This window comes from Mesorhizobium sp. SARCC-RB16n, assembly GCF_008520305.1.
Classification (GTDB): Bacteria; Pseudomonadota; Alphaproteobacteria; order Rhizobiales; family Rhizobiaceae; genus Mesorhizobium.
Genome location: NZ_ML703274.1, coordinates 1 through 21,109 on the forward strand (window position 1 = coordinate 1; position 21,109 = coordinate 21,109).

Sequence of the window (21,109 nt, forward strand, 5' to 3'; positions counted from 1 at the left end):
AATGCCATCACTCATATGCGATAGCCCTGCCCTCAAGGGGGGAGATTGGCTGTTTGACCGCAGGCGCGGATCTTGCAACGTCCACAATCTGCGAAACCGAAAATGTCAGCCGATCTCCCCCCTTGAGGGGGGTGAGGAGTGGTCTGCGAAGCGGACGGAAAGCCAATTGCTTGGCTTTCCGAATAACGAACGCCCGGAGCGACAGCGAAGGGCCGAGTCCGGCAGGGCAGAGGGGGGTCCGCGCGCGCAACGCCTCAGGCTCTAGGAACGAAAAGCTTCAAGGCCTCACCTGCCCCGACCCGCGCACGCGGTATTTGAACGAGGTCAGCTGCTCGACGCCGACCGGTCCGCGTGCATGCATCTTGCCGGTGGCGATGCCGATCTCGGCGCCCATGCCGAACTCGCCGCCATCGGCGAACTGCGTCGAGGCATTGTGCAGCAGGATCGCCGAATCGATCTCGTTGAAGAACCGTTCGACAGTCTTCGCGTCCTCGGCGACAATCGCCTCGGTGTGATGCGAGGAAAAGGTCTCGATGTGGTCGATCGCACCACTGATGCCGTCGACCAGCTTCACCGCGATGATGGCGTCGAGATATTCCGTCACCCAGTCGGCATCGGTCGCCGGCTTCGCGTCGAAGAACACTTTCATCACCTCGGCATCGGCATGGATTTCGCAGCCGGCGGCGCGTAGCGCGTCAAGGATCGGCACCAGATGGGTGGTGGCAACCGCGCGGTCGACCAGCAGCGTTTCGGCGGCACCGCAGACGCCGGTACGCCGCATCTTGGCGTTGACTGCGATCCGCACCGCCATGTCGAGCTCGGCGGAGCGGTCGATGTAGAGATGGCAGATGCCTTCGAGATGGGCAAAGACCGGCACTCGCGCCTCGCTCTGCACTCGCCCGACCAGGCTTTTGCCGCCGCGCGGGATGATGACGTCGAGATTGCGGCCGAGCCCCTTGAGCATTTCGCCGACCGCGGCGCGATCGGTGGTCGGCACCAGCTGGATGGCATCCTCACGCAGACCCGCCGCCTTTAGTCCCTCGACCAGGCAGGCGTGGATCGCCGAGGAAGAATTGAGCGAATCCGAGCCGCCGCGCAAAATCACCGGATTGCCGGCCTTGAGGCAAAGCGCACCGGCATCCGCCGTCACGTTCGGCCGGCTTTCATAGATGACGCCGACGACACCGAGCGGCGTACGCACGCGCTCTATGTGCAGCCCGTTCGGCCGCTCCCACGCGGCGATGACGTCACCCACCGGATCCTTGAGCCCGGCAATTTCACGGATGCCGTCCGCCATGGCTCGGATGCGCGCCGGATTGAGCTTCAGCCGGTCCATGAAGGAGCCGGAAAGCCCGGATTCGTGGCCGTTGGAGACGTCGATGGCGTTGGCGTCGAGAATGTCCCGCTCACGGGCGACGATTGCCTCGGCCATGGCGAGAAGCGCAGTGTTCTTGGCGGCGGTGGTGGCAATGGCCAGCGGTCGGGCGGCAGCGCGGGCGCGGCGGCCGATATCGGCCATCAGCGCCACGGTGTCGTCCCCGGATTTTTCATGCAGCTTCAGCATGGCTCATCCTCCGCTTATGTCGCCTTCAGCCCGTACTTGGTCACTGGCCCGTACTTGGTCACTAGAGTGACTCACCACAAGATCGTCGCGGTGGATCATCGCCGAACGCGCCTCATAGCCGAGCACGGTTTCGATCTCGGTCGTCTTCAGGCCTGCGATCCTTACGGCATCGGCGGCATCGTAGGCAACCAGCCCGCGCGCAATCTCGCGACCCTCGGGCGATAGGATCGCCACCGTGTCGCCGCGCGAGAAATTGCCGCTGACCAGCTTGACGCCGGCCGGCAGCAGCGACTTTCCCGAAATGAGCGCACCGATGGCGCCGGCATCGACCGTCAGCCGCCCGGCCGGTTCGAGCTGGCCGGCGATCCAGGTCTTGTAGCCCTTCACCGGATTGGCGCTGGGCTTGAAGAATGTCGCGCGCTCGCCGCGTTCGATCGCCATCAGTGGCGACAGCCTGGTGCCGGAGGTGATGATCATCGCCGTGCCGGCGGCGGTGGCGATCTTGCCGGCATCGAGCTTTGTGCGCATGCCGCCGCGCGACAGCTCGGAGGCTGCGGCTCCCGCCATCGCCTCGATGTCAGGCGTGATACGGTCGACCAACGGAATGAATTTGGCTTGCGGATCGCGTGCCGGCGGCGCGGTGTAGAGCCCATCGATGTCGGACAGCAGCACCAACAGGTCCGCGCCCATCATCGTCGCCACGCGCGCGGCCAGCCGGTCATTGTCGCCATAGCGGATTTCGGAGGTCGCCACCGTGTCGTTCTCGTTGATGACCGGCACCGCCTTCATCTTGAGCAGCGTCGAGATCGTCGCGCGTGCATTGAGGTAGCGGCGACGCTCCTCGGTGTCGCCGAGCGTCAAAAGAATCTGGCCCGATTTCAGAGCACCCTTGCCGAGCGCGTCCGACCAGGCGCCGGCGAGCGCGATCTGGCCGACGGCGGCGGCGGCCTGGCTTTCCTCGAGCTTCAGCGCGCGCTTGCCAAGGCCAAGAATGGTACGGCCAAGCGCGATGGCGCCCGACGACACGACGAGGATCTCGGCGCCGCCATTGGCAAGCACGGCGATATCGTCGGCGAGCGAGGCCAGCCAATCGCGCTTCAGGCCGCTGGCGCGGTCGACGAGCAACGCCGAGCCGATCTTGACTGTGATGCGCCGGTATTTCCTGAGCGACTGCATGGCTTTACTTTTCCCAGCGTGTCTCGACCGGGGCGGCAATTTGCGCTCGGGCTTCGGCGATCACCGTCATCAGCGCGCGCTGCACTGCCTCGACGCCCTCACCGGTGACGGCGGACAGCAGCATCGGCGCACGCCCGGCGGCCCGCTTGAGTGAAGCGACCTTTTTCTTGCGTGCGTCGGCGTCGAGCGTGTCGACCTGGCTCAGCGCCAGGATCTCGACCTTGTCGGTCAGGCCGTGGCCATAGGCCTCGAGTTCGGCGCGCACGGTCTTGTAGGCTTTGCCCGGGTTTTCCTCCTGCGCCGAGACCAGATGCAGCAGCACGCGCGTGCGCTCGACATGGCCGAGGAAGCGGTCGCCGATGCCGACGCCTTCATGCGCGCCTTCAATCAGGCCCGGAATATCGGCGATGACGAATTCGCGCGCATCGATGCGGGCGACGCCAAGGCCCGGATGCAGCGTCGTGAACGGATAGTCGGCGATCTTCGGCTTGGCGGCGGTGACGGCGGCCAGGAATGTCGACTTGCCGGCATTGGGCAGCCCGACCAGTCCGGCATCGGCGATCAGTTTCAGCCGCAGCCAGATGTTGAACTCCTCGCCCGGCAGGCCGGGATTGGCGCGCCGCGGGGCCTGGTTGGTCGAGGTCTTGAAATGCTGGTTGCCGAAGCCGCCATTGCCGCCCTTGGCGAGCAGGAAGCGCTGCCCGACGACGGTCATGTCGCAGATCATCGTTTCATTGTCTTCCTCGAAGACCTGCGTTCCGGCCGGCACTTTCAGCGTTACGTCGGCGCCCTTGGCGCCGGTCATGTTGCGGCCCATGCCGTGGACGCCGGTCTTGGCCTTGAAATGCTGCTGGTAGCGATAGTCGATCAGCGTGTTCAGCCCGTTGACCGCTTCCAGCCACACATCGCCGCCACGGCCGCCATCGCCGCCATCCGGTCCGCCGAACTCGATGAACTTCTCGCGCCGGAACGACACCGCACCGGCACCTCCGTCCCCGGAGCGGACATAGACCTTGGCTTGATCGAGAAATTTCATGGGATTGCAGTTTCTTTTATTGGCTTTGCGGCATTGCTCTAAACCTTGGGCCTTGCTCTAAACCAAGGCGCGGCGAAGGGCGAGGCCGTTTTATGACGATGGCCGTATGGGGTTGGCCGGAGAGTGCGGAATGAAGCTTGTAACCTACAACATCCAATACGGCATTGGTCTCGACGGGCGCTACGATGTCGGGCGTATTGCCGATGCCGTGCGCAGCGCCGACGTAATCGCCTTGCAGGAGGTCACACGCAACAACCCCAGGAACGGTAGCCGCGACATGGTCGCCGAGATCGGCGAGGCGCTGCCCGATTATTTCGCCGTCTATGGCAGCAATTTCGAGGCCAATATCGGCTCGCGCATCGAGAACGGCCGTGCCATCACCACCACCTTCCAGCTCGGCAACATGGTCTTGTCGAAAACGCCAATTCATCTGTCGCGCAACCTGCTTTTGCCACGCAGCCGCAGCTTCGAGATGATGAACTTCCAGCGCGGCGCTCTGGAAGCGCTGATCGAGACGCCGCTTGGTTTCATCCGTTTCTATTCCATCCATCTCGATCACCGCAGCCCGGTCGAGCGCGCCAGCCAGATCCAGTTCCTGCGCCAGCGCCTGTTGAACTACGCGCTCGAAGGCGGCGCATTGTCCGGCGTCGCCGAGATCGGCCTGCCGGAACTGCCGCATCCGGAAGCCTTTGTCGGCATGGGAGATTTCAACATGCTGGCCGGCTCGCCCGAATATGTCGAACTTGCCGGCCGGCCGGATCACGAATTCGGCATGCCGCTGACCGCCGACTTCGCCGTCGATGCCGCCGTGCGCCTCGATGTCGCCGGCGAGGATCTCGTCTCCTGGGTCGATCCCAAGGACCCCACCAACACCAGCCGCCACAAGCGCATCGACTACGTCTTCACCAGCGCGTCGCTTGCCCGTTCGCTGAAGCGCCTGTGGGTCGACCGGCAGGCGATCGGTTCCGACCACCGCCCGGTCTGGGCCGAACTGGGCTGACCCAAACTTTGTCCGCAGCGACTTTGTCCTGTACCCACCACGCGCCGAGGTGTGCCGAGATTCAGGTGAGGCCGAGCCGAGAATGGTGGCTTCCGAGAACCGGAGCGGAGCGTACTGAAGTACGCGAGCAAATGCATGACCACGAAAATAGAATCGTTTTTCGGAAGGATCATGCGTCAAACAAAAGTGCTACAGCGTCCTTTGCGCGTCCGAGAGGACGCGCGGCGCTGTAGTAAGCGCAGGAAGCCGCCGTTCGCAGGCCAGCCTCACCTGAATATCGACGCACCTAGAAGTGGACCCAGTTGCGCAGGCTAGTCCACGTCTTCCTGTCGAGCCGGTAACGCTCGACCGGCACTTGGCCGGCGACGATCGAGTTCAGCATGCCCTGGCCGGCATACTGGAAGCCGCACTTGTGGATCACCCGGCGCGAGGCCGGGTTGATGACCCGGGTCGAGGCATGCAGCACCTGGATCGACGTCTTCTGGAAGGCGAGATCGACCAGCGCGTGGGCAGCTTCGGTCGCATAGCCGCGCTTCCAGTGGGGCTCGCCGATCCAGTAGCCGAGCTCCAGCCCGCGATCGGTGGTGTTTAGCCCGGCGCAGCCGACGAAGGTGTCGGTGCCGGCCAGCGTCAGCGCATAGGCGATGCCGGCGCGGCGCGACTTGGTCATGGCGAGGAAAGCTCGAGCTTCGGCCTCGCCATAAGGGTGAGGCATGCGCGCCAGCATCTCGGCGACGTGACGGTTGTCGGCAAGCTCGACCAGTTGCGCGATATCCCGCTCATCGGGAGCGCGCATCACCAGCCGCTCGGTGACCAGCACCGGGCAATCTATGGCGTAACTTTCGTCTTCTGAGTCTTCCGCTTCGGCAACCATTTCAAAGTCCTCCAGGCAAAAGAAAAGGGGAGATGGAAACCCATCTCCCCTGATCCTTTTCCTGGCTTTGCCAGACACCGGTTCCCGAGATGGGCGCCGGTGTTCTAGTGCGGAACCGGCTACTCCGCGGCTTTGGTAATCGGGTTGACCGATACGTAGGTTCGGCCGTTGGCTTTTTTGTTGAACGTCACGGCGCCGGTTTCGAGCGCGAAAAGGGTATGGTCCGTACCCATGCCGACATTGACGCCGGGATGCCAGGTGGTGCCGCGTTGACGAATGATGATGTTGCCCGGGATGACGGCTTCGCCGCCGAACTTCTTCACGCCCAGACGCTTGGAATGCGAGTCGCGACCGTTGCGCGACGAGCCGCCAGCTTTCTTGTGTGCCATCTAACTAACTCCGTTGCGCCGCAAGGCGCCTAAAAGGCCTTATGAACGCGTTCGCGTTCCGTTTCAAGTCCGATCCGGCTGATGTTTCGCCGGAAAAATTACTTCGTCGCCAGTTCCTTGGCCTGTTCGCGCCAGTCCTTGATCTGGTCGGCGCTGAACGGCATGTGCTCGTCGATCTTGGCGACATCCTTGTCGCTGAGCTTGGCGAGCTGCGCGAAGGTGATGATGCCCTGCTCGGCGAGGTCCTTGGCGGCGACCGGGCCGATGCCCTTGATCACGGTCAGGTCGTCCGGCTCGCCCTTCGGCGCCTTGAACAACGGCGCGGCGACGGCCTCGGCCTTCGCTTCTTCCTTGGGGGCGTCCTTCTTGGCCTTGGCTTCCTTCGGCGCGGCCTCGGGAGCAACCTCAGCCTTGGCCTCCGCCTTCACGGCGGCCTTCTTGGCCGGCTTGGCGCCACCCAGCAGGATCTCGGAGATCCGCACGGTGGTCAAAAGCTGACGATGGCCGATCTTGCGGCGCGAATTCTGGCGGCGGCGCTTCTTGAAAGCGATGACCGTGCGGTTCTTGCCCTGCTCGACGACTTCGGCGGTGACCAGAGCGCCATCGACGAACGGCGCGCCGAACGTGACATTCTCGCCCTCGCCATGCGCGAGCACGTGGCCGATCTCGACGATGTCGCCGACATTGGCTTCGACTTTTTCGATCTTCAGGAGATCGTTGGCGGCAACGCGATACTGCTTACCGCCCGTTTTAATGACTGCGAACATTTTTTGCCTTTCGCTGTTCGGTCGGCCTTGATGAACCGCCTCTGGCGGTTCGGCCGTCTTTTTGTCAGTCTGCGGGTTCAAAAAACAAGCGGCGCGGAAGAACCCTCCACGCCGATTGCGCGCTGTCCCTAACCGAAGGTTGCGGAGGAGTCAAGGCAAACAGCCCGATTCCTTGCCTTGGCGGACCGGCCGACATTGCCTGTCGAGGACGGGCGGCACCGCTCCAGGCAAGGTCCGGGACGGCAAGCTGAATTTCCGGCGGATTTGGCCTTGTAACCTGTCCGATCAGCCGTTATCTAGTGCGCCGCGCCGGCAACGGCGGACCATGACCGCGGAGAGGTGGCAGAGTGGTCGAATGCACCGCACTCGAAATGCGGCATGGGTGCAAGCCCATCGGGGGTTCGAATCCCTCCCTCTCCGCCATTCCCCCAAATAGAAAGTGCTGACGTCATTGGCTTGCACCAGGTCGCGGGCTCGTCCGAGGATATGCGCGCGACGGGACGCGACCAGTCTTTCGCGCGCATCGGAAAATAAGACGGCGATGCTGAGGAACCAAAGCGTGTTCCTCAAGTTCGATATCGGTTTCCATGGAGATCGAATTCACCATGCAAGGTCGAGGGTCAATCAAAGCAGCACTTCGAGCGCAGGCCGATGAGGTACGCGTCAACATTAGCGTCCTCCAGCAGGAGTTGGCCGCCAACCGCAAAACCATAGTTGGCGCGTTGCGTTTGGGGTACGAGATAAAGTCGAGCAAAGCTCTTCTGGCGCGTCTGGAAAGGGTATTGGCGCAGTACGCGCCGGGCTGCCTGCATGACGACGTCGCAGCGCAGGGGCGCTCCGAGAAAGGCTCGCGACCGCAAGGCTCCCATTGCAGCCTCTGACGCTTCCGGCATTCGCGACGAACCATCCGACACCGGCGACCTGGCCTGACGATCTCCCGACCGATAGCTGTGCTGCGCAGCAGCCTCGCCGACGTGCCTCGCGGGAACCTGCGCAGTCGCAAGCAGCAGGGCGACTGACGCTGCCGGTTTCGTGGCGTTTCTGGCAGGTCCGAAGCAGATTGGGTTGGCTCGGAAGATCCGCCCGCTGCTCAGAGGACTGAGCTACTGGCGTGCCTCAGGTTCCAAAAGACTCGCGCTATTCTGGGGTGACTTGCTTAGGGCCGGTGCGCTTCTGGAGCAACCGGATCAGCCCTACCACCTCGAGTCGCATCATCTCCCGCGATCAGGCCGACCCGTCGGATTGATGCGCCGCAATCGCCGCCAGAAAAATCTCACCGAACTCCCTAAGCTTCGCCCCTCCCACACCATTCACTTCAGCAAACGCGTCGAGGTCGCGCGGGCGGCGATCGGCCATGTCGATCAGCGTGCGGTCCGAAAACACCACATAGGCCGGCACTTGGCGCTCCTTGGCGAGCCGCAGCCGCAGCGCCTTGAGCGCCGCCAGCAGCGAGGCATCCACGCCCTCGGCGCCGGCGGCGGGGCTTTGCCCTGAACGCTTCCTGCCGCGCGCGAGAGGGTCCCGCGTCTCGACGCGATACCGGAATTCAACCTCGCCGCGGCCGAGCGCGCGGCCGCTTTCGGAGATGGCGAGACCGCCATGGCCCTCGGGATCCGGCATCAGGAATCCGCCGGCGACCAGTTGCCGGACCAGCGACAGCCACACCGGCTTCCTGTGCGCGGCGCCGGTGCCAAAACTACTTAGCGTCTGATGACCTCTGGCCAGCACCTTCTCGGTCTCGTGGCCAAGCAGGATGTCGATGACATGGGCCGCGCCGAAGCGCTCCCCGCTCTGCGCGACCGCCGCGAGAATCTTCCGCGCCTCGGCACTGCCATCGGCGCGCGGCGCCTGGTCGAGACAATTGTCGCAATTGCCGCAGGCTTGAGCCTCTTCGCCGAAATAGCCGAGCAGCACCTGGCGGCGGCATTGCGCCGTCTCGCAATAGCCGATCAGCGTGTCGAGCCGGCGATGCGACCGTCTCTTGTGCTCGGGTGAGGCGTCCTCGTCGTCGATGAACAGCCGCCGCATGCGGATGTCGCTAAGGCCGTAAAGCATATGCGCCTCGGCCTCGCGGCCGTCGCGGCCGGCACGACCGATTTCCTGATAATAGGCTTCCAGGCTGCCCGGCATATCGGTGTGGAAGACATAGGCGACGTCGGGTTTGTCGATGCCCATGCCGAAGGCGATGGTCGCCACCATGACGACGCCGGACAAGGTCATGAATGCATTTTGATTGGCCTCACGCGCTTCCTTGCTCATGCCGGCGTGATAGGCGAGCGCGGTGACGCCCTTGCGCTCCAGAAAGGCCGCCATCTCCTCGGTCTTCTTACGCGACAGGCAATAGATGATGCCGCTCTTGCCCGCATGGCGCTCTATGAAACGCAGCAATTGCCGCTTGCTGTCCTGCTTGGACTCGATCGCCAGTTTGATGTTTGGCCGGTCGAAACCCAGCACCACGGTTTCGACCCGCTCGGCGAACAGCCGGGCGGCGATGTCGGTACGCGTGCTCTCGTCGGCCGTCGCCGTCACCGCGATGATCGGCACGTTGGCAAAGATGCCGCGCAGCCGAGACAGGCCTTCATATTCGGGCCGGAATGCCGGGCCCCATTGCGAGATGCAATGCGCCTCGTCGATGGCGATCAGGCTGACGTCGAGCCTGGAGAGCGCCTCGAGCATGCGCTCGGTCATCAGCCGCTCCGGCGCCAGATAGAGCAGCCGCGTCTGGCCCGAGGCGACACGGCGCCAGGCAGCGACATTGGCCTCGCGGTCGAGCGCGGAATTGATCGTATCGGCGGCGACACCGGCAAGCCGCAGCGCCGCGACCTGATCCTGCATCAGCGCCACCAGCGGCGAAACGACGAGGGTGAGCCCGCCCAGGACCAGCGCCGGAACCTGGTAGCAGAGCGATTTTCCGGCGCCTGTCGGCATGACTGCCAGCACATGGCGCCCGCCGAGCAGTGCGTCCATGACGTCGGCCTGGCCGGGGCGGAAATCGTCGAAGCCGAACACGTCCTTCAGGACGCGCCGCTTGGGATCCTCGGCCCGAATGTTCGCCGCCTGTGCCTGCATCAGGCGGCCGCCTGACTGGGAGCGATTTTTCGGGGATTGGAGAGGATGTGGAAACCGGTCAAGAGACTCTCCGCGTGATGCCTTGGAGTAGCGCAGCCGTCACCGGGCCGCAACAGTGCCGGGTCCTTCTCGGCCCCTCCCTGGTTTCGCGTCCTTCGCCCCCGTGTGTGGCGAAGCCACGCCTTCCCCAGCGGCACATGCACTCTGCTGGATTCCTCCGCGCCGCGATGTAAGCTTGAACAGATACGCCAGGGAGGGCGCGATGCTGCAAGTGAGACAGGATGTCCTCGGCGAACGGTTCCGGTTACAGCGCGCCGCCTTCGAGACACAGCCCTTTGCCGACCTTGGCCTGAGAAAGGACCGTCTCAGGCGCCTGCTGGCGCTGACCGAGCAGCACGAGACTGAAATCTGCGCGACGATCGACGCCGACTTCGGCGGTCGTTCGGCGCACGAAACGCGGCTTGCGGAACTGTTTGTCGTGCGTGCCGGCATTCGCCATGCCCTTGCGCATGTCGGCGGCTGGATGCGGGAGCGTCGTGTCGCCACCACCTTGCCCTTCCTGCCGGGCAAAAACCGCCTTCTGCCGCAGCCGCTTGGGGTGATCGGCATCGTGTCGCCATGGAACTACCCGTTTCAGCTCGCCGTCGCGCCGGTCACGGCAGCGCTCGCCGCCGGCAACCGCGTCCTGGTAAAACCCTCCGAATTGACGCCCGCGTTCTCCGAGCTGCTGGCCAAACTGACCGGCGAGCACTTCGCCCCGGATGAGCTCAGCGTCATTACCGGCGATGCCGAGATGGGCAAGGCCTTCGTGTCGATGCCGTTCGATCATCTGCTGTTCACCGGTTCGACCGCGGTCGGCCGCCAAGTCGCGATCGCCGCCGCGGCCAACCTGACCCCGGTCACGCTCGAACTCGGCGGCAAGTCGCCGGCGATCCTCGACCCCTCCTGCGATTTCGACAAGGCAACAGCCAGCGTCGCCTATGGCAAGCTGTTGAATGCCGGGCAGACCTGCATCGCGCCGGACTACCTGCTGGTGCCGAAGGGACAGGCAGGCAACGTCGCCGCGAAGCTCGCAACCGCGGTGGCGCGGCTCTACCCCTCGCTGCGCGACAACCCCGACTATACCGCCATCATCAGCGACCGGCATTACCAGCGCCTGCGCGCCATGATCGCGGAAGCCCGCGACGCCGGCGCCGATGTCACCGAGATCAACCCGGCCGGCGAAGACCTCGGCACCACGGGCCGGAAGCTTTTGCCGACCCTGGTCAGCAACGCCGGCCCGGACCTGCGGCTGATGCGCGAGGAGATTTTCGGCCCGGTGCTGCCGATCGTCGAATACACCACGGTCGACGACGCCATCGACTATGTGAACCGGGCCGACCGGCCGTTGGCGCTCTACTGGTTCGGCAACGACAGCGGCAATCGCCAACGCATCCTGCGCGAGACCGTCGCCGGCGGCGTCACCATCAACGACTGCATGCTGCATCTGGTTCAGGAGAACCAGCCCTTCGGCGGCGTCGGCGCCAGCGGCATGGGTGCCTATCACGGCGAATGGGGGTTCCGGACCTTCAGCAAGGAGAAGCCGGTCTTCCTGCAGTCGCGCTTGAGCGCGGGAGCCCTGCTGCGACCGCCCTATGGCAAGACGTTCGAACGGCTTTTCGGCCTGCTCAAGCACATCACCTGACGCGCATTAAGTCTATCTTCACCATGATGCGGCAGGTGTCCGATCCCGCGGTGATGTTTTGGGTACCGCGGTGCCATTGGCGCCCAGGCAACAAACCCGCGCTTGGCTCGAGGCGCGGGTCTTTCATTGGCCGAGAAATCGTCGGCGGCCCCGATTAGGCGAGGAAGTCGGCGCGGTGCGGCGTAAAACTATCGACCAGCCGTCCCGCCTCCAGCGCCTTGACGCCGTGCACCAGGCCGGACGGCACGATGAAGCTGCCGCCTGTCTCCAGGATTTCGGTCCGGCCGTCGATGGTCACCTCGAAACGGCCTTCGGCGACATAGCTGGCCTGGACATGCGGGTGCGAATGCAGCGCGCCGACGCCGCCCTTGTCGAAGCCGAACTCGACCATCATCAGTTCGTCTGTGGAGAGGAGCACGCGCCGGCGATTGCCGTCCGGGGTCGGTGTCCAGGCGCCCTCGCCGGCTTGCGCGAAAATCTTGGCCTCGGTCATTGTCATCTCCTCACCGCGCCAGCCAGCCGCCGTCCACCGGCACCACCGCGCCATGCATGTAGTTCGAGGCAGGCGCCAGCAGGAAGACGGCGGCATCGCCAATGTCTCCCGGCTCGCCCCAGCGCCCGGCGGGAATACGCCCGAGAATGGCCGCGCGGCGGTCGGGATCGGCGCGCAGCGCCTGCGTGTTGTTGGTCTCGATATAACCCGGCGCTATGCCGTTGACGTTGATGCCTTTCGCCGCCCATTCGCAGGCGAGCAGCCTAGTGATGCCGAGCACGCCATGCTTTGAGGCAGTATAAGACGCGACGCGGATGCCGCCCTGGAAACTCAGCACGGAGGCGATGTTGACGATCTTGCCCCGGCGACCGCCGGCAAGGACCCGCCGGGCAAAGGCCTGGCAGAGCAGGAAGACCGTCTTCAGATTGACGTCGATCACGTCGTCCCAATCGGCCTCGCCGAGATCGACGGCATCGGCGCGCCGGATGATGCCGGCATTGTTGACCAGCCCGTCGAGCGGCCCGCTGTCTTGCCAGACTCGGTCCAGCATCGGCCCCGCGGCCGCCGTGTCCGCGAGATCGGCGGCCACGGCTTCGAACCGCCCGCCCACCTCGGAAACCTTTTCGGCCGTCTCGGCCATCGAGGAGCGGCCGACGCCGATCACCGCGCCGCCTGCGCGCGCGATCGAGACCGCGATGCCTTGGCCGATGCCGGTGTTGGCGCCGGTGACCAGGGTGCGCCTGCCGGCCAGGCTGAAGGGTGTGAGGTCGCTCACCGCAAGTCGCCCATGTCAACCGGGTCGACATCGGTATAGTCGACATTGTCGCCGGCCATCGCCCAGATGAAGGCGTAGTTGGAGGTGCCGGCGCCCGAATGGATCGACCAGCCCGGCGACAGCACCGCCTCCTCGTTGCGCATGACGATGTGGCGTGTCTCGTCGGGCTCGCCCATGAGATGGAAGACGCGCGCCGCCTCGGGCAGGTCGAAATAGAGATAGGCCTCCATGCGCCGGTCATGCACATGGCACGGCATGGTGTTCCAGATCGAGCCCGGCGCCAGTTGCGTCATGCCGACGACGAGCTGGCAGGTTTTTGTTCCCCCGGCATGGATGAACTGGAAGATCGAGCGCTCGTTGCAGGCCTCCTTGCTGCCGAGATCGAGGCGCTTGGCGTCATCGAGGCGGATCAGCCGGCTGGGATGAGCCTGATGCGCCGGCGCGCTGAGCAGATAGAACTTGGCCGGCGCGGCCTTGTCCGCCGAAGCGAACGACACATCGCTGGTGCCCATGCCGAGATAGAGCATGTCGCGCGCCCGCAGGTCGAAGGACTGGCCGCCGGCTTCGATCGTGCCGCCGCCGCCGATATTGACGGCGATCAATTCGCGCCGGTCGAGAAAACCCTTGGTGCCGGTCGGCTTGATCGCTTCCAACGGCAATGCCGTCGCCACCGGCACGGCGCCGCCGACGATCATGCGATCGTAGTGGGTATAGGTCAGGCTGCTGCGACCGGGCTGGAAAATATCCTCGATGTGGAAATTATGGCGCAGTTCGTCCGTTCCCATGGCGGCGGCGGCGGCCGGGTCGATGGCGAAGCGCGATGTGTAGTCGGTGTGGTTCTGGCTCATCTCTGTCCTGACTTCTGGTGGATCATTCGCCGGCCGCCTTGACCGAACTGGCGTAATAGGTCTGCCGCGCCTGCAGCCGCTCGCGGTAGCGCTGCTGGCTGGCGCCGAGATGGGTGCGCATCGCCTCGCGCGCGGCTTCGGCATCGCCCGCCGTGATCGCGTTCAGGATCACCAGATGCTCGCGCTGCAGCCCGCGCTGATAGCTGCCGGACTGCACCAGTTCGGTCGACCAGGGCGAGGTCACGTCGCACGGAATGGCGCGGCGGCCGAGCACGTCGAGCATCTCGACATAAAACGGATTGTTGGTGGCGCTGGCGATCGCCCTGTGGAAAGCGAGATCCGCCGGACCGGTCGGCTGGCCGTCGAGCAGCAGCCGCTCGAACTCGAAGAAGGCTTCCTGGATTGCCGCCTCCTGCGCGGCGTTGCGGCGGAGGGCGGCGAGTCCGGCTGATTCGATCTCGATCGCCAACCGCACCTCGAGCACGTTGAGCGCGATGGAATCCTTGCTGCCCATGTCGGCGGCCAACGCCCCGAACATGGTCGAGATGTGTTCGGTGACGAAGACCCCCGCGCCCTGCCGCGGCTCGACAAGGCCGTCGGCGGCAAGCTTGGCCAGCGCCTCGCGGATGACGGTGCGGCTGACGCCGAAGGTCTCGGTCAACTGGCCCTCGGTCGGCAGCTTGTGGCCCGGCAGGATCTCGCCCGCCTGCAGCTGCCTGCGGATCGCCGCCACGACGGTTTCCGACAGCTTGGGTTTTCTCTCGACCCTGAGGTCGTTCGCGGTGTCGGACACGTGGTGACCTCCTAGAGCAATTCCAGGAAAAGCGCGTAGCAGTCTTCCCTGTGGAATTACGTAAAAACAAAGAGTTAGAGCGGTTCAGCGATTCTACCAATCGCTGAACCGCTCTAGTGGAACAGGCTCGGCAGCCACAATGAGATTTCCGGCACGTAGGTGACGAGCATCAGCACGACGAAGGCGGCGCCATAGAATGGCCAGATAGAGCGCATCGCGGTCCAGATCGGAATGCGGCCGATGGCGCAGCTGACGAACAGGACCGCGCCGACCGGCGGCGTGCAAAGCCCGATGCCGAGGTTGAGGATGAGGATCACGCCGAAATGCACCGGATCGACGCCATAGGCCATGACCACCGGCAGGAAGATCGGCGTCGTGATGATGATCAGCGGCGACATGTCCATGAAGGTGCCGAGAATGAGCAGCACGATGTTGATCAACAGCAGGATGACCAGCTTGTTGTCGGATACCGACTGCAGAAAGGCGACCAGCGCCGCCGGTACCCTGAGATAGGCGAGCAGCCAGCCGAAGGCGGCCGCGCAGCCGATGATCATCAGCACCATGGCGGTGGTGCGCACCGCGGCCGTCGTCGCCGCGACGAAGTCGCCCCAGTCCATCGAGCGGTAGATGATCAGCGTCACCAGGAAGGCGTAGACGATGGCGATGCAGGAACTCTCGGTCGCGGTGAAGATGCCGGACCTGACGCCGCCGAAGATGATGGCGATCAGGATGAGGCCGGGAATGGCGGCGACAAGCAGCTGCAAGGCCCGACCGAAGCCGGCGAAGGGCTCCGTCGGATAACCGCGGCGGCTCGCGACCCAATAGGCCGTTATCATCAGCGACAGCGCCAGCAGCAGCCCCGGCAGCACGCCAGCCGTGAACAGGTCGGCGATCGAGATGCGGCCGCCGGCGGAGATCGAATAGATGATCATGTTGTGGGACGGCGGAATGAGGAGGGCGATGATGGCGCCGACCGAGGTGATGTTGACGGCGTAGTCGACGCCGTAGCCGCGCGCCTTCATCTGCGGGATCATCAGCCCGCCGACCGCCGACGCATCCGCCACCGCTGAGCCGGAAATGCCACCGAACAGGGTCGACGCCGCGATGTTGACCTGCCCCAGACCGCCGCGCAAATGGCCGACCAGGGAGCCAGCCAGCGCGACCAGCCGCGCGGCGATGCCGCCGCGCACCATCAGGTCGCCGGCGAAGATGAAGAAAGGGATGGCCATCAGCGAAAAGACGCTGACGCCGGAATTGAGCCGCTGGAACACCACGACCGGCGGCAGGCCAAGCGTGAGGATCGTCGCGAAGCTGGCGACGCCCAGACAGAACGCGATCGGCGTGCCGATGACCAGCAGGAAGACGAAGGTGCCGAAGAGAACGGTGAGTGCCATGGTTCAAAGCTCCTCGCCGGTCGCATGGATGTCGGCATCGACGGGCAAGCCGGCAAAACGTCCGGCCAGCCGCTCCAGCGAAAACAGGCAGACCAGTGCGCCACCCAGGATGACCGGCAGGAAGCTGACGCCCCCCGGCAGGGCGAGCGAAGGCATCACCGTGTTCCAGGTCAGCATGGCCAGTTGTACGCCATAGACGATCATGCCGGCCCCGAAGGCCAGCACGACAAGATCGGAGATGCTGCGCAGCACCGCCTTGGCCGAAACGGGCAGGACATAGAGCAGCACGTCGAAGCCCAGATGCGTGCGCTCGCGCACGCCGACGGCGGCGCCGAGAAAAATGAACCAGCCCATCAGCAGCACCGAGAAGGACTCGGTCCAGCTCGGTGAACGGTTCAGCACGTAGCGCGAGAACACCTGCCAGAAGATGATGATCGTCATCAGCGTCAGGCCGGCGCCGCTGATCCAAAGTGCCAGCCGGGCGAGCCCGGAGAGCACGCGCTCCGCACCCAGCCAGAACCCTCGCATGGCCGGCGCGCCCGAAGCCAGCGCGGGGGCCTCCGCGCTGCTCGGCCTGTTGCCCGTGCCGGTCATTTCTCGGCCTGTATCCGGGCAGCCAGATCCTTCAGCTCGGGCGTCGACAGGTACTTGTCGTAGACCGGCTTCATGGCGTCGATCAGCGGCTGCTTGTCGATCTCGCTGACCTTGACGCCCGCGGCCTCGACGATGCCGCGCGACTTCTTCTCCTGCGCGTCCCAGAGTTCGCGCATCTTGACGACGCTGTCCTTGGCCGCCTGCCGCACGATCGCCTGGTCTTCCGGCGACAGTCTGTCCCAGCTTGCCTTCGACATGACCAGCACCTCCGGCACGATCTGGTGCTCGTCCATCGTATAGTGCTTGGCGACTTCGTAGTGCTTGGCGGATTCGAAGCTCGGCCAGTTGTTTTCGGCGCCGTCGATGACGCCGGTCTGCAGCGCCGAATAGACCTCGCCATAGGCCATCGGCGTCGCATTGGCGCCAAGCGCGTTGACCATGTCGACGAACACGTCGGACTGGATGACGCGGAACTTCATGCCTTTCATGTCCGCCATCGAGGTGATGTCCTTCTTGGTGTTGTAGAAGGACCGCGCGCCGGAATCGTAGAAGGCGAGGCCGACGAGATCATGCGCTTCGAACGCCTTCAGGATCTGGTCGCCGATCGGCCCGTCCATGACATGGCGCATATGCTCGACCGAGCGGAACATGTAGGGCAGCGACGGCACGGCGGTCTCCGGCACGATGCCGTTGAACGGTCCCATCGAGACACGATCGAGGTCGATGACGCCGGCCTGGGTCTGCTCGATCGTATCCTTTTCCTCGCCGAGTTGCGCCGAGTGATAGACCTCGATCGAATAGCGGCCGGCGGTGCGCTGCTTGATCAGGTCGCCCATATACTTGACCGCCTCGACGGTCGGATAACCATCCGGATGGGTATCCGAGGATCGCAGCACGGTTTCGGCGTTGGCAATGCCGATCAGCAGCGGGCCGAAGGCGAACGTGGCCGCCGTCAACTTCGAAAAATGCAACATGACTTCCTCCCTTTTGAAAATCTGAACGTCCGGCTCAGAGCCGGTACGCATTCTTGGCAAGCGTGTAGGCAAGCTCCTTCGCCAGTTCATGCGCCTCGTCCTCGCGCAGCCGATGCTCGGCGACCAGGCGCGCCAGGAACGCGCAGTCGACCCGCCGCGCCACGTCGTGACGGGCCGGGATCGACGGAAAGGCGCGGGTGTCGTCGGTGAAACCGACCGTGTTGTAGAAGCCGGCGGTCTCGGTGGTCATCTCGCGGAAACGGCGCATGCCTTCAGGGCTGTCATGGAACCACCAGGCCGGCCCGAGCTTCAGCGCCGGATAGACGCCCGCCAGCGGCGCCAATTCGCGCGCATAGCTGGTCTCATCCAGCGTGAACAGGATGACGGTGAGATCGCGCTCCAGCCCGACGCAATCGAGCAGCGGTTTCAGCGCCGTCACATAGTCGGTGCGAGTCGGGATATCGAAGCCCTTGTCCCTGCCGAATTTCTGGAAAATGGAAGGCGAATGATTGCGCCAGGAACCGGGATGGATCTGCAGCACCAGCCCGTCATCCCGGCTCATCTTGGCCATCTCGGTCAGCATCTGCGCGCGAAACAGCTTTCGTTCGCGCTCGTCCTGCGAGCCGGCGCGGATCCGGTTGAACAGCTCCTGCGCCGCCGCGTCGGAAAGATTGGCGGTCTCCGCCGTGGGATGGCCGTGATCCGACGAAGTCGCGCCGAAGCTCTTGAAGAAGGCACGCCGCTGGCGGTGCGCGTCGAGATAGCCGGCCCAGCTCCCGGTGTCGCAGCCGGTGATCTCGCCGAGCCGATCCAGATTGACCGAAAAGCCTTCGAAATCGGGATCGACGACGGCGTCCGGCCGATAGGCGGTGACGACACGGCCCTGCCAGCCGCTGTCGCGGATCATCTGGTGCCATTTGAGATCGTCGAGCGCGCCTTCGGTCGTCGCGATGACCTCGATGTTGAAGCGCTCGAACAGCGCGCGGGGGCGAAAGTTCTCCCACAGCAGCACCGTCGCGATCGTGTCGTAATGGCGATCGGCGGTTGCTGCGCTCAACGGCTCTTCGATGCTGAACAGATGCGCAAGCACATGGTCGAACCACAGCCGGGTCGGCGTACCACGGAAGAGGTAATAGTGTTCGGCGAACAGCCGCCAGATCGCCCTGCCGTCGGTCTCGACGGGCGCGCCATCAAGGGTCGGCACGCCGAGAGCCTCCAGCCGCACGCCTTGGCTGAACAGCATGCGAAAAATGTAGTGGTCAGGCACGATGAGCAGTTGCGCGGGATCGGGGAACGGCTCGTTCAGCGCATACCAGCGCGGGTCGGTGTGCCCGTGCGGACTGATGATGGGCAGGTCCTTGATGCCGGCATAGAGATCGCGGGCGATCGAAAGCGGACGCGCCTCGGCTGGAAACAGCAAATCCGCATTCATCAGTGCCACGGCCATCCTCCCGGTTCCCATCGGTAGGGTTGACCAGAAATAATGTCAACATACAAAAATTGGATTGTTGTATGATGACTTTTGGGCCAAGCTGAGCATTGTGGGCAAACGCCGCCGGTGTTACGCCGCTTGCGATCCGCCCGCGGATCACCAGCCGTTCCATGAGATGAGTGCCGATGACAGACCGTCGCCTTTCCAACCGCACGGCGCACGCATTGCCCACCAAGGTAGCTTCGCCTCGATATGATCGCGGCGCGGTTGCACCGGGCATCGTGCATCTCGGCGTCGGCGCCTTTCACCGCGCCCATCAGGCCGCCTACATCGATGAATGCCTGGCCGCCGGCGAGACGGGCTGGGGCATAACAGGCGTGTCATTGCGCAGCGCCGACACGCGTGACGCGCTGTCGCCGCAAGATGGGCTTTACACCCTGGCGGTCCGCGGCAGCGGCGGCGAGACGCTGCATGTGATCGGCTCCATCGGATCGCTGCTGGTGGCGCCGGAGGACCCGGCCGCGGTGCTGGCGGTGCTGACCGATCCACGCACCCGTATCGTGACGCTGACGATCACCGAGAAAGCCTATCTGCGGGCGGCCGGCGGCGGACTGGACGCGGCGCATCGCGACATCGCCCACGACCTTGCCAATCCGCAAAAGCCGAAGACGGCGCATGGTTTTCTGACCGAAGCGCTCGCCCGCAGGCTGGCCGCCGGCACGCCGCCTTTTACCGTGCTTTGTTGCGACAACCTGCCGGCCAACGGCGCCACCTTGCACAAGCTGCTGATCGAATTCGCCACACTGCGCGATGCCGGTCTTGGTTCGGCGGGCGATTCTGGAATCGCCGGCCACATCGCCGATCATGTCGCATTTCCCTCGAGCATGGTCGACCGCATCGTGCCGGCCACGACCGACGCCGACCGAGCGCGGATATCGGGCGAACTTGGCATCGAGGACGCTTGGCCCGTGATGACCGAACCCTTCCGCCAATGGGTGATCGAAGACGATTTCCCGACGGGCCGGCCGGCCTGGGAGAGATTCGGCGTCACCATGGTCGGCGATGTCGCCCCCTTCGAGGACATGAAGCTGAGGCTGCTCAACGGCGCCCATTCGGGCATCGCCTATCTCGGCCTGCTCAGCGGCCACGCCACGGTCGACAGCGCCTTCGCCGATCCGGCGATAAGGCGGTTCGTTGACGCGTTGTGGGAGGAGGCCAAATCGACATTGCCGGACGATGCCGGCCTCGACACGTCAGCCTATACGGCCGAGCTTGCCGAGCGTTTTTCGAACACGGCCCTTGCCCACCGCACGGCGCAGATCGCCAATGACGGCAGCCAGAAACTGCCGCAGCGCATCATCGCCTCGGCTATCGAGTGCCTCGAAGCCGGCACCGAGCTGGTCCATCTCACGCTGGTGGTTGCTGCCTGGATCGCCGCCTGCGCGGCGCGGGGAAAAACCTTGCCGGAGGGCCATTTCACCGATCCGCTCGATGCGGCGCTGACGGCGCTTTTGAGCCAGCAACTGCCGGCGAACGAAACCGTGACGGCAGTGTTCGATCTGACCGGCTTCGCCAGGGATCACGCCGAACGCCAGACGCTGATCGAACTCGTCGCCATCCATCTCGTCCACTTGCGACGGGACGGCACGACTTTGGCTTTCGCGGCGCTCGGCATCGAAAGCGAAGGGCCGTAAGGCGGAACTGACACTGATCTGCAGGCCATAGAGGACTTTAATACCCGCGCTACGGCACCGCCGCTGTAGCTGAATTCTCGCCGCTCGAACAAAGCAAAAGCGAGGCAAGGCCCCGCTTTCAGTCACTTACTCGAGAAGAACTTCAGGCCGGCAGGATGGCGCCTTCCAGCGTGGTGAGCTGGCCAAGGAACTGTTCCGCCTTGCTGCGCGCCTGGTCGTCCTTGGCGTCGTTGGCGTCTTCCTTGGCTTCCTGGATGCGGCGGGCGAGATCGGCGCGGTCGACATCCTTCACCGCGACAGCCGATTCCGCCAGTAGCGTGCAGCCGGCCGGGACGATGTCGGCAAAGCCGCCGAACACCACATAGCGCTCCTCGCTGCCCGAGGCGCTCTTCACCGTGACGACACCCGGCTTGATCGTGGTCATGACCGGCGCGTGATGCGCCATCACGGTCATCTCGCCCTCGGCGCCCGGAATGACGACGGATTCGACCTCGGCGGAAACCAGCAGGCGCTCCGGAGAAACCAGTTCGAACTTGAAAGCTTCAGCCATACC

At 64.4% G+C, this 21,109-nt stretch carries 20 protein-coding genes and 1 tRNA gene; 5 read left to right on the forward strand and 16 right to left on the reverse strand.

What is annotated here, in order from left to right:
• Positions 1-277: 277 nt before the first annotated feature.
• Genes C7I87_RS21115 through obgE form a run of 3 tightly spaced genes read right to left on the reverse strand, consistent with a single transcriptional unit; the run spans position 278 to position 3,776 of the window.
• Positions 278-1,564 carry a glutamate-5-semialdehyde dehydrogenase gene (locus C7I87_RS21115; RefSeq protein ID WP_149906029.1) on the reverse strand — a complete coding sequence of 429 codons (1,287 nt, stop codon included), beginning with the start codon at positions 1,562-1,564 and terminating at the stop codon, positions 278-280.
• A gap of 3 nt (positions 1,565-1,567) precedes the next feature.
• Positions 1,568-2,740: a glutamate 5-kinase gene (gene proB, locus C7I87_RS21120; RefSeq protein ID WP_149906030.1), complete on the reverse strand. Its 1,173-nt coding sequence runs from the start codon at positions 2,738-2,740 to the stop codon at positions 1,568-1,570.
• A gap of 4 nt (positions 2,741-2,744) precedes the next feature.
• A complete protein-coding gene (obgE, locus tag C7I87_RS21125; RefSeq protein ID WP_149906031.1) occupies positions 2,745-3,776 on the reverse strand; it encodes a GTPase ObgE in 1,032 nt (343 codons plus the stop codon).
• Positions 3,777-3,906: 130 nt separating this feature from the next.
• On the opposite strand from obgE, the gene C7I87_RS21130 reads away from it, so the two are divergent.
• A complete protein-coding gene (locus tag C7I87_RS21130; protein WP_149906032.1) occupies positions 3,907-4,776 on the forward strand; it encodes an endonuclease/exonuclease/phosphatase family protein in 870 nt (289 codons plus the stop codon).
• Positions 4,777-5,062: 286 nt separating this feature from the next.
• Here the strand turns inward: C7I87_RS21130 and C7I87_RS21140 are convergent, their stop codons facing one another.
• From C7I87_RS21140 to C7I87_RS21150, 3 genes are all read right to left on the reverse strand, one after another.
• Positions 5,063-5,650, reverse strand: coding sequence for a GNAT family N-acetyltransferase (locus C7I87_RS21140; RefSeq protein ID WP_149906034.1), 588 nt, complete (start codon positions 5,648-5,650; stop codon positions 5,063-5,065).
• Positions 5,651-5,769: 119 nt separating this feature from the next.
• On the reverse strand, positions 5,770-6,039 hold the full coding sequence (gene rpmA, locus C7I87_RS21145) for a 50S ribosomal protein L27 (protein ID WP_015315190.1): 270 nt from the start codon (positions 6,037-6,039) through the stop codon (positions 5,770-5,772).
• 98 nt (positions 6,040-6,137) lie between these two features.
• Entirely contained in the window at positions 6,138-6,806 is a 669-nt protein-coding gene (locus C7I87_RS21150; protein ID WP_149906035.1) for a 50S ribosomal protein L21, read from the reverse strand.
• 333 nt (positions 6,807-7,139) lie between these two features.
• On the opposite strand from C7I87_RS21150, the gene C7I87_RS21155 reads away from it, so the two are divergent.
• Together C7I87_RS21155 and C7I87_RS21160 are read left to right on the forward strand one after the other, a co-directional pair.
• Positions 7,140-7,229: transfer RNA gene (locus tag C7I87_RS21155), tRNA-Ser, on the forward strand.
• Positions 7,230-7,393: 164 nt separating this feature from the next.
• Entirely contained in the window at positions 7,394-7,687 is a 294-nt protein-coding gene (locus C7I87_RS21160) for a hypothetical protein (protein ID WP_149906036.1), read from the forward strand.
• A 343-nt stretch (positions 7,688-8,030) separates the two neighbouring features.
• On the opposite strand, the gene recQ is transcribed toward C7I87_RS21160, so the two are convergent.
• On the reverse strand, positions 8,031-9,875 hold the full coding sequence (recQ, locus tag C7I87_RS21165) for a DNA helicase RecQ (RefSeq protein WP_149906037.1): 1,845 nt from the start codon (positions 9,873-9,875) through the stop codon (positions 8,031-8,033).
• Between the two features lie 262 nt (positions 9,876-10,137).
• Here recQ and C7I87_RS21170 point away from each other — a divergent pair, with 262 nt between their 5' ends.
• Complete coding sequence (locus C7I87_RS21170) at positions 10,138-11,559, forward strand: coniferyl aldehyde dehydrogenase (protein WP_149906038.1); 1,422 nt, start codon at positions 10,138-10,140, stop codon at positions 11,557-11,559.
• A 154-nt stretch (positions 11,560-11,713) separates the two neighbouring features.
• Here the strand turns inward: C7I87_RS21170 and C7I87_RS21175 are convergent, their stop codons facing one another.
• From C7I87_RS21175 to uxaC, 8 genes are all read right to left on the reverse strand, one after another.
• Positions 11,714-12,052: a cupin domain-containing protein gene (locus C7I87_RS21175; protein WP_149906039.1), complete on the reverse strand. Its 339-nt coding sequence runs from the start codon at positions 12,050-12,052 to the stop codon at positions 11,714-11,716.
• A 10-nt stretch (positions 12,053-12,062) separates the two neighbouring features.
• On the reverse strand, positions 12,063-12,827 hold the full coding sequence (gene kduD / locus C7I87_RS21180; protein ID WP_149906040.1) for a 2-dehydro-3-deoxy-D-gluconate 5-dehydrogenase KduD: 765 nt from the start codon (positions 12,825-12,827) through the stop codon (positions 12,063-12,065).
• Positions 12,824-13,675 (reverse strand): 5-dehydro-4-deoxy-D-glucuronate isomerase, encoded by an 852-nt coding sequence (gene kduI, locus C7I87_RS21185; protein ID WP_149906041.1) that lies wholly within the window; start codon positions 13,673-13,675, stop codon positions 12,824-12,826. Before kduI ends, kduD begins: the two co-directional genes overlap by 4 nt.
• Positions 13,676-13,697: 22 nt before the next feature.
• Positions 13,698-14,468: a FadR/GntR family transcriptional regulator gene (locus tag C7I87_RS21190; RefSeq protein ID WP_149906042.1), complete on the reverse strand. Its 771-nt coding sequence runs from the start codon at positions 14,466-14,468 to the stop codon at positions 13,698-13,700.
• Positions 14,469-14,581: 113 nt separating this feature from the next.
• Complete coding sequence (locus tag C7I87_RS21195) at positions 14,582-15,862, reverse strand: TRAP transporter large permease (protein ID WP_149906043.1); 1,281 nt, start codon at positions 15,860-15,862, stop codon at positions 14,582-14,584.
• A gap of 3 nt (positions 15,863-15,865) precedes the next feature.
• A complete protein-coding gene (locus tag C7I87_RS21200; protein ID WP_149906107.1) occupies positions 15,866-16,390 on the reverse strand; it encodes a TRAP transporter small permease in 525 nt (174 codons plus the stop codon).
• Between the two features lie 62 nt (positions 16,391-16,452).
• A complete protein-coding gene (locus C7I87_RS21205) occupies positions 16,453-17,430 on the reverse strand; it encodes a TRAP transporter substrate-binding protein (protein WP_149906044.1) in 978 nt (325 codons plus the stop codon).
• Positions 17,431-17,464: 34 nt separating this feature from the next.
• Complete coding sequence (uxaC, locus tag C7I87_RS21210; protein WP_188393923.1) at positions 17,465-18,877, reverse strand: glucuronate isomerase; 1,413 nt, start codon at positions 18,875-18,877, stop codon at positions 17,465-17,467.
• Between the two features lie 170 nt (positions 18,878-19,047).
• On the opposite strand from uxaC, the gene C7I87_RS21215 reads away from it, so the two are divergent.
• The gene (locus tag C7I87_RS21215) at positions 19,048-20,556 is read left to right on the forward strand and encodes a mannitol dehydrogenase family protein (protein WP_149906046.1); all 1,509 of its coding nucleotides are present in this window, start codon (positions 19,048-19,050) and stop codon (positions 20,554-20,556) included.
• Positions 20,557-20,698: 142 nt separating this feature from the next.
• On the opposite strand, the gene C7I87_RS21220 is transcribed toward C7I87_RS21215, so the two are convergent.
• Positions 20,699-21,106, reverse strand: coding sequence for a F0F1 ATP synthase subunit epsilon (locus C7I87_RS21220; RefSeq protein WP_149906047.1), 408 nt, complete (start codon positions 21,104-21,106; stop codon positions 20,699-20,701).
• Positions 21,107-21,109 lie beyond the last annotated feature (3 nt).

Excerpts from the sequence above, each read along its gene's own strand:
- C7I87_RS21115 (WP_149906029.1), bottom strand. The coding sequence starts at position 1,564 with ATGCTGAAGCTGCATGAAAAATCCGGGGACGACACCGTGGCGCTGATG.
- proB (WP_149906030.1), bottom strand. The coding sequence starts at position 2,740 with ATGCAGTCGCTCAGGAAATACCGGCGCATCACAGTCAAGATCGGCTCG.
- obgE (WP_149906031.1), bottom strand. The coding sequence starts at position 3,776 with ATGAAATTTCTCGATCAAGCCAAGGTCTATGTCCGCTCCGGGGACGGA.
- C7I87_RS21130 (WP_149906032.1), top strand. The coding sequence starts at position 3,907 with ATGAAGCTTGTAACCTACAACATCCAATACGGCATTGGTCTCGACGGG.
- C7I87_RS21140 (WP_149906034.1), bottom strand. The coding sequence starts at position 5,650 with ATGGTTGCCGAAGCGGAAGACTCAGAAGACGAAAGTTACGCCATAGAT.
- rpmA (WP_015315190.1), bottom strand. The coding sequence starts at position 6,039 with ATGGCACACAAGAAAGCTGGCGGCTCGTCGCGCAACGGTCGCGACTCG.
- C7I87_RS21150 (WP_149906035.1), bottom strand. The coding sequence starts at position 6,806 with ATGTTCGCAGTCATTAAAACGGGCGGTAAGCAGTATCGCGTTGCCGCC.
- C7I87_RS21160 (WP_149906036.1), top strand. The coding sequence starts at position 7,394 with ATGGAGATCGAATTCACCATGCAAGGTCGAGGGTCAATCAAAGCAGCA.
- recQ (WP_149906037.1), bottom strand. The coding sequence starts at position 9,875 with ATGCAGGCACAGGCGGCGAACATTCGGGCCGAGGATCCCAAGCGGCGC.
- C7I87_RS21170 (WP_149906038.1), top strand. The coding sequence starts at position 10,138 with ATGCTGCAAGTGAGACAGGATGTCCTCGGCGAACGGTTCCGGTTACAG.
- C7I87_RS21175 (WP_149906039.1), bottom strand. The coding sequence starts at position 12,052 with ATGACCGAGGCCAAGATTTTCGCGCAAGCCGGCGAGGGCGCCTGGACA.
- kduI (WP_149906041.1), bottom strand. The coding sequence starts at position 13,675 with ATGAGCCAGAACCACACCGACTACACATCGCGCTTCGCCATCGACCCG.
- C7I87_RS21195 (WP_149906043.1), bottom strand. The coding sequence starts at position 15,862 with ATGGCACTCACCGTTCTCTTCGGCACCTTCGTCTTCCTGCTGGTCATC.
- C7I87_RS21200 (WP_149906107.1), bottom strand. The coding sequence starts at position 16,390 with ATGCGAGGGTTCTGGCTGGGTGCGGAGCGCGTGCTCTCCGGGCTCGCC.
- C7I87_RS21205 (WP_149906044.1), bottom strand. The coding sequence starts at position 17,430 with ATGTTGCATTTTTCGAAGTTGACGGCGGCCACGTTCGCCTTCGGCCCG.
- uxaC (WP_188393923.1), bottom strand. The coding sequence starts at position 18,877 with ATGGCCGTGGCACTGATGAATGCGGATTTGCTGTTTCCAGCCGAGGCG.
- C7I87_RS21215 (WP_149906046.1), top strand. The coding sequence starts at position 19,048 with ATGACAGACCGTCGCCTTTCCAACCGCACGGCGCACGCATTGCCCACC.
- C7I87_RS21220 (WP_149906047.1), bottom strand. The coding sequence starts at position 21,106 with ATGGCTGAAGCTTTCAAGTTCGAACTGGTTTCTCCGGAGCGCCTGCTG.